General features: G+C 71.7%; 10 protein-coding genes and 1 pseudogene. 5 read left to right on the top strand and 6 right to left on the bottom strand.

Translation table 11 applies throughout. The features are described 5' to 3' along the window. Positions 1-156 precede the first annotated feature (156 nt). Both ACIQ7D_RS16575 and ACIQ7D_RS16570 read right to left on the bottom strand, forming a co-directional pair. A complete protein-coding gene (locus ACIQ7D_RS16575) occupies positions 157-837 on the bottom strand; it encodes a response regulator transcription factor (protein WP_046498012.1) in 681 nt (226 codons plus the stop codon). Beyond that, positions 834-2114 carry a sensor histidine kinase gene (locus tag ACIQ7D_RS16570; RefSeq protein ID WP_403938077.1) on the bottom strand — a complete coding sequence of 427 codons (1281 nt, stop codon included), beginning with the start codon at positions 2112-2114 and terminating at the stop codon, positions 834-836. Before ACIQ7D_RS16570 ends, ACIQ7D_RS16575 begins: the two co-directional genes overlap by 4 nt. 238 nt (positions 2115-2352) lie before the next feature. Here ACIQ7D_RS16570 and phoU point away from each other — a divergent pair, with 238 nt between their 5' ends. Then, entirely contained in the window at positions 2353-3033 is a 681-nt protein-coding gene (gene phoU / locus ACIQ7D_RS16565) for a phosphate signaling complex protein PhoU (RefSeq protein WP_403938075.1), read from the top strand. A gap of 145 nt (positions 3034-3178) precedes the next feature. Continuing rightward, entirely contained in the window at positions 3179-3337 is a 159-nt protein-coding gene (locus ACIQ7D_RS16560; protein ID WP_403938073.1) for a hypothetical protein, read from the top strand. A 201-nt stretch (positions 3338-3538) separates the two neighbouring features. Here the strand turns inward: ACIQ7D_RS16560 and ACIQ7D_RS16555 are convergent. Together ACIQ7D_RS16555 and ACIQ7D_RS16550 are read right to left on the bottom strand one after the other, a co-directional pair. Continuing rightward, positions 3539-5049: pseudogene (locus tag ACIQ7D_RS16555) on the bottom strand (MMPL family transporter). Between the two features lie 305 nt (positions 5050-5354). Next, positions 5355-6116, bottom strand: a complete 762-nt coding sequence (locus ACIQ7D_RS16550) for a phosphoglyceromutase (protein WP_385004014.1) — start codon at positions 6114-6116, stop codon at positions 5355-5357. Positions 6117-6323: 207 nt separating this feature from the next. Here ACIQ7D_RS16550 and ACIQ7D_RS16545 point away from each other — a divergent pair, with 207 nt between their 5' ends. Then, positions 6324-7715: an MDR family MFS transporter gene (locus ACIQ7D_RS16545; RefSeq protein ID WP_403938071.1), complete on the top strand. Its 1392-nt coding sequence runs from the start codon at positions 6324-6326 to the stop codon at positions 7713-7715. 96 nt (positions 7716-7811) lie between these two features. Continuing rightward, on the top strand, positions 7812-8417 hold the full coding sequence (locus ACIQ7D_RS16540) for a CatB-related O-acetyltransferase (protein WP_403938069.1): 606 nt from the start codon (positions 7812-7814) through the stop codon (positions 8415-8417). A 22-nt stretch (positions 8418-8439) separates the two neighbouring features. Here ACIQ7D_RS16540 and ACIQ7D_RS16535 read toward each other — a convergent pair whose 3' ends face one another. Continuing rightward, positions 8440-8970: a YbjN domain-containing protein gene (locus ACIQ7D_RS16535; protein WP_403938067.1), complete on the bottom strand. Its 531-nt coding sequence runs from the start codon at positions 8968-8970 to the stop codon at positions 8440-8442. A gap of 114 nt (positions 8971-9084) precedes the next feature. Continuing rightward, positions 9085-10440: a D-inositol-3-phosphate glycosyltransferase gene (gene mshA / locus ACIQ7D_RS16530; protein ID WP_403938065.1), complete on the bottom strand. Its 1356-nt coding sequence runs from the start codon at positions 10438-10440 to the stop codon at positions 9085-9087. Positions 10441-10615: 175 nt separating this feature from the next. Between mshA and ACIQ7D_RS16525 the strand changes: the two genes are divergently transcribed. Then, positions 10616-11482 (top strand): class I SAM-dependent methyltransferase, encoded by an 867-nt coding sequence (locus ACIQ7D_RS16525; RefSeq protein WP_403938063.1) that lies wholly within the window; start codon positions 10616-10618, stop codon positions 11480-11482. Positions 11483-11603 lie beyond the last annotated feature (121 nt).

Below are 11603 nucleotides of genomic sequence, written 5' to 3'. Positions count from 1 at the left end.
CGCGGGGGGGGGGGGGGGGGGCCCGGCCCCCCCCCCCGCGCGCCGGGGGCGCCCCGCCCTGCGGGGTGGGCCCCCGCCCCCCCCCCCGGCGCCCCCCCCAACGCCGTATCGTCGCTGTCCGCCGTCTCACGGCACGCCGCTGTACGGCATGCCGGTTTACGGCTCGAACTTGTAGCCCAGTCCTCGTACCGTCACCAGGTAGCGCGGCGCTCCCGGGTCCGGCTCGATCTTGGCGCGCAGGCGCTTGACGTGGACGTCGAGGGTCTTGGTGTCGCCCACGTAGTCCGCGCCCCAGACCCGGTCGATGAGCTGCATACGGGTCAGCACCCGGCCCGCGTTGCGCAGCAACATCTCCAGCAGGTCGAACTCCTTGAGCGGGAGGTCGACCTTGCCGCCGGAGACCGTGACGACGTGGCGGTCCACGTCCATCCGGACCGGACCGGCCTCCAGGGCCGCCGGGGTGACCTCCTCCGGCTCGCCGCGGCGGCGCAGGACGGCGCGGATGCGCGCGACCAGCTCCCGCGAGGAGAAGGGCTTGGTCACATAGTCGTCGGCCCCTATTTCCAGGCCGACCACCTTGTCGATCTCGCTGTCCTTGGCGGTCACCATGATCACCGGGACGTTCGACCTGCCGCGCAGCTGACGGCAGACCTCGGTGCCCGGCAGGCCGGGCAGCATCAGGTCGAGGAGGACGAGGTCGGCGCCGTTGCGTTCGAACTCGTCGAGCCCCGCGGGCCCGGTGGTCGCGATCGCGACCTCGAAGCCCTCCTTGCGGAGCATGTAGGAAAGGGCGTCGCTGAAGGATTCCTCATCCTCGACGACGAGCACTCGGGTCACGGAAGGACCTCCGGGGCAGGTATCACGGTCGGGGAATCCAGCCGAAGGCCGCGGCTGGGGTCTGTGGCGGTGTCGTAGGGGGCGTGGTCGTCTTCGTCCGGCCCGGTGGTGGGTGTGCGGTCCCGTCCGGCGCCCGCCTCGGGCAGCCTCAGGGTGAAGGTGGAGCCCTGGCCTTCAGCGCTCCACACCGTGACCTCCCCGCCGTGCGAGGCGGCCACATGCTTGACGATGGCGAGGCCGAGGCCCGTACCACCGGTGGCCCGGGAGCGGGCCGGGTCGACGCGGTAGAAGCGTTCGAAGACCCGCTCGCGGTCCTTCTCGGAGATACCTATGCCCTGATCGGTCACGGCTATCTCGATCAGGTCCCCGCCGGTGGCGGAGACGCGGTGCGCGGCGATGCCGACGCGCGTGCGGGCCGGTGAGTAGTTGACCGCGTTCTCGACGAGGTTGCCGAGGGCGGCGGCGAGCTGGCCGCGGTTTCCCCATACGCACAGGTCGGCCGTGCCGCCTGAGGCCATGGTGATCTGTTTTGTGGACGCGGGCTGCCGGGAGCGGTCGATGGCCTCGGCGACCAGTTCGTCCACCCGTACGGACTCCGAGTCCTCCAGCGGGTCGTCGTTCTGCACCCGGGAGAGGTCGATCAGCTCCTGGACCAGATTGGTGAGGCGCGTCGCCTCGATCTGCATCCGGCCGGCGAACCGGGTGACCGCCTCGGGGTCGTCCGAGGCGTCCATGACGGCTTCGGAGAGCAGCGAGAGCGCGCCCGTCGGGGTCTTCAGCTCGTGGCTGACATTCGCCACGAAGTCGCGCCGTACCGCTTCGATACGGCGGGCCTCCGTCAGGTCCTCGACCAGGAGGAGGACGAGGCGGGAGCCGAGCGGGGCGACCCGGGCGGAGACGGCGAGGGCCTCGCCCCGGCCCGTGCCCCTCCGGGGGAGGTCCAGCTCCACCTGTCGTATCTCGCCGTCCCTGCGGGTGTCGCGGGCCATGACCAGCATGGGCTCGACGGCGAGCTTGCCGCCCCTGACCAGGCCGAGCGCGTACGCCGCCGAGCTGGCCTTGACCACGGAGTCGCTCTCGTCGAGCACGACGGCCGAGGAGCGCAGGACCGAGAGCACGGTGTCGACGCCCGGGGGCAGTACGGCATCCGTGTGCAGTGAGGTGCGGGTGGGTCTTGCCTGGTCGCGTTCGCTCCAGCGAAACGCCAGCATGGCGATCACGCCGGTGCACACCCCGGCGATCGCTGCCAATGCGGCGACCGCCGCGTTCACGTCCATGTGTCCAGGTTATGCGCGGCCACTGACATGCTCCCAGCCATCAAGGTGTCTCCTCGAACACTCGTCGCCCAGAGTTCACCGAGGGGAAAGTACCGGTTCATTTGGGAGGGAGGAGCCGGACGCGTAACGGACAGAACGTGGGAGCGTAGGGCACCGGCCCCCCGCGGCCCCTGGCCCCGGGCCCCGGCCCTGCCGCTGGCAGAATCGTCACAGGAACGTCGAGAGAGGGACAAACCCCATGCGGGACGCGTACCACGAGGAACTGGACTCGATAGGCGAAGACCTGGTCGAGATGGCCCGGCTGGTCGGTTCCGCCATCGGGCGTGCCACCACCGCCATGCTCGACGCGGATCTGAAGCTCGCCGAGAGTGTGATCGCGGCCGACGACAAGGTCGACACACTCCAGCACGACCTGGAGGCGCGCGCCATCGCGCTGCTGGCGCGGCAGCAGCCGGTGGCCACGGATCTGCGGATCGTGGTCACGTCCCTGCGGATGAGCGCCGACCTGGAGCGCGCCGGTGACCTGGCCCAGCACGTGGCCAAGCAGGCCCGGCTGCGGTTCCCGCAGTCGCCGGTGCCGCGCGACCTGCACGCGACGCTGCTGGAGATGGGGCAGCTCGCCCAGCGTCTGATGGCGAAGGCCGCCGAGGTCATCGTGACCAAGGACGTCGAGCTGGCGCTCCAGCTCGAACAGGACGACGACGAGATGGACCTGCTGCACCGCACGCTCTTCCAGCACCTGATGGACGACCGCTGGAAGCACGGCATCGAGACGGCGGTGGACGTGACGCTGCTCGGCCGCTACTACGAGCGGTTCGCCGACCACGCGGTGTCGGTGGCCAAGCGGGTCGTCTACCTGGTGACGGGCGAGCACGCGGACGAGATCCAGCCGGCGGACTCCCCGGTCGAGGGCGCGTAGTGGTGCAGAGCTGAGGCAGGGGAGCGCGGAAGGGGCGCGAAACGCCGCGCTTGCGCGGATGCGCCGCGCATGCGCCGTTGTTGCCCCGACTTCGGCGGCATGCAATGGCGGGGGCGACATCCGTGCACGCCTTGAGGAGGATCCCATGGCCGATTCCCCGACGACCGCCCCCCGGCAGGAGGCCCCGGCGGCCCCTGCCTCCGTCGTACATCTGCCCGTTCTCGGCGCCTGCGGCTGCGGCTCCGGCTGCGGCTGCGGCTGCCAGTCGGGCGGCCCGTGCCAGTGCGGCGGCGGCTGCGGCTGACGGCCGGCGCCGCTGACCGGCCGACCGGTCGCGACCGCTGATGCGCACCTTCACGTCTGCGAAGACGTACGACGACGGAAGACGTACGACGACGTAGGACGCGCGCAAGCACGCGCACGCGGAGGGCCCCGCCCGGACAGAACGTGTCACCACGTTCCGCCGGACGGGGCCCTCCGCCCGTTCCTCGGTCCGCTCCACCGCCTACTTCGCCATCGCGGGCTCCTTGGCGGCCGTGGGCTCGGGGCCGCCTTCGCTGAGGCCGATCCGGTCATGGAGCCCGCGCAGGAAGCCGGGCGCGTACCAGGCCGAGCGGCCGAGCAGGCGCATCGCCGCCGGGACGAGCACGCCGCGTACGGCGAGGGCGTCGATGAGGATGGCGAGCCCGCTGCCCAGGCCGAACATCTGCATGAAGCTGATCTTGGCGGTGCCGAAGGCGAAGAAGCTCACCGCGAGGACAAAGGCCGCCGCGCTGACGATGCGCCCGGTGTGGCCGAGGCCGTCGGCCACCGCGGTCTCGTTGTCCGCGCCCAGATCGTGGAGCTCCTTGATCCGGCTGGTGACGAACACCTCGTAGTCCATCGAGAGCCCGAAGGCGACGCAGGCGAGCACGGGGAGCGCGGTGAGCACGGGGCGCCGCATGACCGTACGGGCCAGCCGCCCCCACAGCGGCTCCCGGGCACCGGAGCGCCCCCGCTTCGCCCACGGCAGCCGTCCGCTGTTGACCCGGTGGCCCAGGACTGCCAGCAGGGACGGCATCACGAACAGGGTGGCGAGGGCGGCGATGGCGACGACACCGACCCCGGCGAAGCCGAACGAGCGCAGGAAGTACTGCGGGAACACCAGGAGCGAGGCGAGCGCCGCCGCCACGGTCGCGGCGGAGAACGCGACGGTGCGGCCCGCGGTGCTCACCGTGCGCCGCACGGCGTCGTCCACGCTCGCCCCGGCGGCGAGCTGCTCCCGGAACCGACTGGTCATCAGCAGGGCGTAGTCGATGCCCAGTCCGAGGCCGAGGGCGGTGGTGAGGTTGGTCGCGGTGTCGGCGACCTCGGTGACGCTGCCGAGGAGGGAGAGCTGGGCGAACGAGCCGATGACGGCGATGATCGCGATGGCGAGCGGCAGCAGGGCGGCGACAACGCTGCCGAAGACGAACAGGAGCAGCACGAGGGTGAGCGGTATCGCGATGATCTCGGCCAGCACCAGATCGTCGATCACCTGCGTCGACAGGTCGCTGCCCACGGCGGCGCCGCCGCCCGCCTCGACGGTGAGCGCGCCTTTGTCGCTGCCGGTGTAGGTGTCGAGGATCCGCTGGGCGTTCTCCCGCTGCTCCGTCTCGTCACCGGTCACATGGGCGAGCACCATGGCCTCGCGGCCGTCCCGGGAGCGGAGATCGGGACTGTCGGTGTCCCAGTACGAGACGACGTTGGTGAGCTTGTCCTCCTTCTTGAGGTCGGCCACCAGGTCTCGCCGCTCCGCGTGGCGTCGGGGCTGTCGATGCGTCCCTCGGGCGCCCGGACGAGCAGGACCAGGTTGGTCTCCCCGCCGAACTTCTCGTCGATGACCTGTGCGGCCCGGGTGGACTGGGAGGCGGGGTCGTCGAAGCCGCCGCCGAGCAGCTTGCCGAACGCGCCGGCGCCCAGCACGCCCATGAGGGCCACGACCACGACGGTGACGACGAGAACCAGCCGGGAGCGGCGGATCGCCCATTCGGCCAAGCGTTCAAACGCGTGCGTTCTCCTCTGCGTTGTGACGGTGCCCGGGATCCGGCGCGGTGCTCCGCCAGCGTCCTGACCTCTGACGTCTCGTCAGGGGGCATGGCTGGTTAGCGGCACTCGGGTTCGTTAGAAGCTGTAACGCATACCGAGAGAGTGTCAATAATCTTCGTAACGCCCTCTAACGAACGGGCAGGACGGAAGCCGAAGAAATGCACCGGCACAACGACAGGCCCCCTACCGGCGAACGTGTCGCGGGTAGGGGGCCTGTGGGGGTAAGGAGGGCTCAAGGTCCTCCTGGAGGCGGCCTACTTCTTCTTGCCCTGGTTCTTCACGGCCTCGATGGCGGCCGCCGCCGCGTCCGCGTCCAGGTAGGTGCCGCCCGGGGTGACCGGGTGGAAGTCGGCGTCCAGTTCGTAGACGAGCGGGATGCCGGTCGGGATGTTCAGGCCCGCGATGTCGGCGTCCGAGACGCCGTCGAGGTGCTTGACCAGTGCGCGCAGGCTGTTGCCGTGGGCGGCGATCAGGACCGTACGGCCGGTGAGCAGGTCCGGGACGATCGCGTCGTACCAGTACGGGAGCATCCGCTCCACGACGTCCTTGAGGCACTCCGTGCGCGGGCGCAGCTCGCCGGGGATCGTGGCGTAGCGGGGGTCGTCGCTCTGCGAGAACTCCGTGCCGTCCTCCAGCGCGGGCGGCGGGGTGTCGTACGAGCGGCGCCAGAGCATGAACTGCTCCTCGCCGAACTCTGCGAGCGTCTGCGCCTTGTCCTTGCCCTGGAGCGCGCCGTAGTGGCGCTCGTTCAGGCGCCAGGAGCGCTGGACGGGGATCCAGTGGCGGTCCGCGGACTCCAGCGCGAGCTGCGCGGTGCGGATGGCACGTTTCTGGAGGGAGGTGTGCAGCACGTCGGGCAGCAGGCCGGCGTCCTTGAGCAGCTCGCCGCCGCGGACGGCTTCCTTCTCGCCCTTGTCGGTGAGGTTGACGTCCACCCAGCCGGTGAACAGGTTCTTCGCGTTCCATTCGCTCTCGCCGTGGCGGAGGAGGATCAGCTTGTACGGTGCGTCGGCCATGGGCCAAAGCCTAATGGACCCGTCGCGCGCGGCCCGGGGGACGTCTCGTGCCCCGGAGCGGGCGCTTTCCGACGGTTGACGCGTCGCGTCAATCGGGTGGCGGACGGGGGCCGCCCGTACGTACATTTCCCCTGGTCGTCGCCGCGCCGGTCGCTCGCGCCGCTGACGGCCACACCGCACATCACATCGCTGCTCCGGGGGATCCGTATGCCCGTCTCCACGTCGGTCACGACCACGGTCGCCGTCTGGGCCGGCGGGCTGCGGCGCGCGGTGCGCGACAGCGTCTCGGGGCTGCCCCGGGAGTTCTGGTGGCTGTGGACGAGCACCCTGGTCAACCGGCTCGGCGCGTTCGTCGCCACCTTCATGGCGCTCTATCTGACGCTGGACCGGGGCTACTCCGCCTCGTACGCGGGTCTGGTGGCCTCGCTCCACGGGCTCGGCGGGGTGGTCTCCGCGCTCGGCGCCGGGGTGCTGACCGACCGGCTGGGGCGGCGGCCCACGATCCTGATCGCGCAGGTGTCGACGGCGGCCTCGGTCGCGCTGCTCGGTTTCATGCGGGACCCGGTGGCGATCGCGGCGGTGGCGTTCCTGGTGGGGATGGCCTCGAACGCGTCGCGGCCCGCCGTGCAGGCGATGATCGCGGACATCGTGCGGCCCGAGGACCGGGTGAAGGCGTTCTCTCTGAACTACTGGGCGATCAATCTGGGCTTCGCGGTCTCGGCGGCGGGCGCCGGGTTCGTCGCGCAGTACAGCTATCTCGCGGGGTTCCTGGGCGAGGCCGTGCTGACGCTGGCCTGCGCGGTGGTGGTCTTCCTGAAGGTGCCGGAGTCCCGGCCGGAAGGTACGGGGCCGGCCGGCACGGCGGGCGAGGGCGGGGTCCCGGGCCCGGCGGCGGGCGGCTCGGCGGGGGCGGGGGCGGGGCTGGGAACGGTCCTGCGGGACGGCCGCTTCATGAGCGTCGTCGGGCTCTCCTTCGTGGTGGCGCTGATCTTCCAGCAGGGGTACGTCGGGCTGCCGGTGGCGATGGGCGCGGACGGGTTCGACAGCGCCGACTACGGCACGGCGATCGCGGTCAACGGCGCGCTGATCGTGATCCTCCAGATCCCGGTCACTCGCTTCATCCAGCATCGCGACCCGCGCCGGCTGCTGATCGTCTCCTCCGTCCTGGCGGGATACGGCTTCGGCCTGACGGCGTTCGCGGGGTCGCTCGGCGTGTACGCACTGACGGTCGTCGTCTGGACGCTGGCGGAGATCGTCAACGCACCGACGCAGACGGGGCTGGTCGTCCGGCTCTCCCCGCTCCACGGACGGGGCCGCTACCAGGGGATGTACACGATGTCCTGGTCGGCGGCGGCGCTGATCGCCCCGCTGATGTCGGGCTTCGTGATCGACCGGTTCGGCGCGAACTGGCTGTGGGGCGCGTGCGCGGCGCTGGGGACGGCGGCCGGGCTCGGCTACTGGCTGCTGGTACGGGGGCTCTCGGATCCGGAGGGCGGCGGGGGCCCGGAGAATGACGCGGGCGTGGTCGCGGCCCCGCCGAAAACGCGTGGCGGGGCGGACGGGGCCCCTGCGATCATGGCGGGCAATCCGGACCTCTGACCGCGAGGAGAACGGTTCGCCGTGCCCGCCGTGCCCGCTGTTCCGTCTGTTCCGTCTGTTCCGTCTGTTCCCGCCGATCCGACGGTGCCGCACCCGATGCCGGGGCAGTCGCGTGTCGTCCTGCTCAAGCCGCTGGTGACCTCCCCGTTGATCAAGGTCGGGGAGTTCTCGTACTACGACGACCCGGACGACCCCACCGCCTTCGAGACCCGGAACGTGCTCTACCACTACGGTCCGGAAGAACTCGTCATCGGGAAGTTCTGCGCGCTGGGCGAGGGCGTGCGGTTCCTGATGAACGGCGCCAACCACCGGATGGACGGCCCGTCGACGTTCCCGTTCCCCATCATGGGCGGGTCCTGGTCCGACCACTTCGACCTGATCACCGGGTTGCCCGGCCGGGGCGACACCGTGGTCGGCCATGACGTCTGGTTCGGCTACCGCACGACGGTGATGCCCGGCGTCCGGATCGGGAACGGGGCGATCATCGCCTCGGGCTCGGTGGTCGTCGACGACGTACCGGACTACGGCATCGTCGGCGGCAACCCGGCGAAGCTCATCCGGAAGCGGTTCGGCGAGCCGGACATCGCCCGGCTGCTCGCGCTCGCCTGGTGGGACTGGCCGGTCGAGCACCTGACCGCGCACCTGCGCACGATCATGTCCGGAAGCGTGGACGACCTGGCGGCGGTGGCCCCCGGCCTCTGAGGGATACGCCCGCACTTCGGCCTCAGGCGGGGCCGGCCGCCTCGCCACGCCGGGTCAGATGCGCGAACGCGTCCAGATTCCGGGTGGACTCGCCGCGCGACACCCGCCACGCGTGCTCCTTGCGGATCGCGCTCGCGAACCCCAGCTCCAGCAGGGTGTTGAAGGAACCGTCCGCCGCCTCCAGCACCGAGCCGAGCAGCCGGTCGATCTCGTCCTCGGTGACGACCGCCAGCGGGAGCTTGCCCGCGAGGTAGATGTCGCCGAGGGCGTCGACCGCGTAACTCACCCCGTACAGCTTGAGGTTGCGCTCCAGCAGCCAGCGGTGGACGCCCTCCTCGTTCTCGTCGGGGTGGCGGATCACGAACGCGTTGACGGAGAGCGCGTGCCGGCCGATACGGAGCGAGCAGGTCGTGGAGAGCTTGCGGGTACCGGGGAGGGTGACGACGTACGAACCGGGCTCCGGGCTCTCCCACTCCAGCTCGGCGCCTTTCAGCGCCTGTTCGACGATCCGCCCGGCCCGCGCGGTCCGCTGTACGACATCGACGTCAGCCATGGGCCGAGCCTACGACACGGGCCGTGCCGGGGAGATGGGCCGGCCATGGCGCCAGGAGCCGTCGTGGCGCCGGGGACGGACAGGGCATCCGTGGTGCTGCCGGGGACGGACAGGTCAGCCGTGGTGCTGGGGGCGGCCGTGGCGCCGGTGGTCCTGGACCGCCGCCGTGTAGACGTCCGCCGTCGCCGCCGCCGCGGTGTCCCAGCCGAAGGACTGGGCGTGGCGCGCCGCCGCCGCGCCCATCCGGTCGACCAGCTCCGGGGCGTCGAGGAAGCGCCGCAGTGCGGTCGCGTACGCCGCCGGTTCGTGGCCCGGGACCAGGAAGCCGGTCTCCCCGTCCCGTACCGCCACCGGGAGTCCGCCCACCGCGGCGGCCACCACCGGGGTGCCCGCCGCCTGGGCCTCTATGGCGACCAGGCCGAAGGATTCGCTGTACGAGGGCATGACCAGCACCGAGGCCGCCCGGAACCAGTCCGCGAGCCGTGCCTGGCCCACCGGCGGCCGGAACCGTACGACATCGGCGATGCCGAGGCGCGCCGCCAGCTTCTGGAGCCCTTCCGGCTTGGCCAGGCCGCTGCCGCTCGGGCCGCCGACGATCGGGACGACCAGTTTGCTGCGGAGCGAGGGGTCCCGCTCCAGGAGGACGGCCACCGCGCGCAGCAGCACATCGGGCGCCTTCAGCGGCTGGATACGGCCGGCGAAGAGCGGAATGAACGCGTCCTGGGGAAGCCCCAGCCGGGAACGGGCCGCGGCGCGGCCGTCCGCCGGACAGAAACACTCCAGATTCACCCCGGGGTGCACGATCGCGGCCTTGTCCGGCTCCGCCTCGTAGAAGCGGACCAGGGCTGCGGCCTCCTCCGCCGTGTTGGCGATCAGGCGGTCGGCGGCGCGCACGATCTGCGTCTCGCCGATGACCCGGGCCGCGGGCTCGGGCCGGTCGCCCTCCGCCAGCGCGGCGTTCTTCACCTTCGCCATCGTGTGCATGGCATGGACCAGCGGGACGCCCCACCGCTCGGAGGCCAGCCAGCCGACATGGCCGGAGAGCCAGTAGTGCGAGTGGACCAGGTCGTAGTAACCGGGGCGCTGACCCGCCCACGCCTGCATCACGCCATGGGTGAAGGCACAGAGCTGTGCGGGCAGCTCCTCCTTGGCCAGGCCCTCGTACGGACCGGCGTCCACATGGCGTACGAGCACGCCGGGCGCCAGCTCCACCGCGGGGGCCAGGCCACCGGTCGTGGCGCGCGTGAAGATCTCCACCTCGATGTCGATCGCGGCGAGGCGCTTCGCCAGCTCGACGATGTAGACGTTCATCCCGCCCGCGTCGCCCGTCCCCGGCTGGTGCAGCGGTGAGGTGTGGACGCTGAGCATGGCTATCCGGCGCGGCCTGCGGTGCGGTCCCGGGCGTCGCAGCCGGGGTGGCCGGGGCGGTCCTGCGAAAGTGCCGGCGATACGGGACACGTACTGGCTCACGTCCAGGGTCCTCTCGCAGGAAAACGTGCCGGAAAGCATGACGAAGGAAGGGCGTGGGGACCCCTCCGAAGGCCGTCAACAGCGGAACGCACCTCCTTCATTTCCGTTTTGCCAAATCATTACCGACAACGGCTCAACCCGCGCGGCCGTGCCCGATCTGGATACGCTCACCCGTATGGCGCAGCATCTGTCCCCTTCGGCCCGTACGGCGCGTACCGCGCGGCCGGTGGGCGCGGTGACCCGTGGCACCACCCACCAGAACCGGCTGCGCCGTATGGACCGCTGGATCGCCGCCGCCCACGGCCCGGCGCTGCGCCGTTCGGCCGATCCCGTCGTGGTGGACCTGGGGTACGGGGCCGCGCCGTGGACCGCCGTCGAGCTGCTGCGGCGGCTGCGTTCGGCGGACCCGCGTACCGAGGTGACCGGTATCGAGATCGAGCCGGCGCGGGTCGCCGCGGCGCTCCCGTACGAGAGGGACGGGCTCCGCTTCCGGCACGGCGGCTTCGAGGTGCCGCTCCCCGACGGCCGCCGGCCGGTGCTGATCCGGGCGGCGAACGTGCTGCGGCAGTACGACGAGGCCGAGGTCGCGGCGGTCTGGGCGCGGCTGTGCGCGCGCCTCGCGCCGGGCGGGCTGCTGGTGGAGGGGACGTGCGACGAGATCGGGCGGCGGCATGTGTGGGTGGCGCTCGGGCCCGAGGGGCCGCGTACGGTCACTTTCGCGACGCGGCTCGGTTCGCTCGGCCGCCCCTCCGATCTCGCGGAGCGGCTGCCGAAGGCGCTGATCCACCGCAATGTGCCGGGTGAGCCGGTCCACGCGTTCCTCCGCGACTTCGACCGGGCGTGGGCCGCGGCGGCCCCGTACGCCTCACTGGGCGCGCGGCAGCGCTGGATCAGCGCCGTACGGGAGTTGTCGGCCGACTGGCCGCTCGCGGACGACGCGCGGCGGTGGCGGCAGGGCGAGGTGACGGTGAAGTGGGCGGCGCTCGCACCGGGTTCGGGGCCGGATTCGGGGCCGGATTCGGGGCCGGGAAGGCTTACGTGACGGGCTCCGGGCGGGCTCGGCAAGGGGGCCCCGAGGCCGGCCGCGGCGGATGAGCCGCGAGAGGAACGCGGGGGAAACAGGGACACGCGAGGGTCCCGGGGAACGGTCGCGCGGCCTCGTT

The organism is Streptomyces sp. NPDC096310 (assembly GCF_044763125.1).
Taxonomy (GTDB): Bacteria; Actinomycetota; Actinomycetes; order Streptomycetales; family Streptomycetaceae; genus Streptomyces.
Note: the sequence above shows the minus strand (reverse complement) of the source record. Positions and strands in the feature narration are given on the sequence as shown.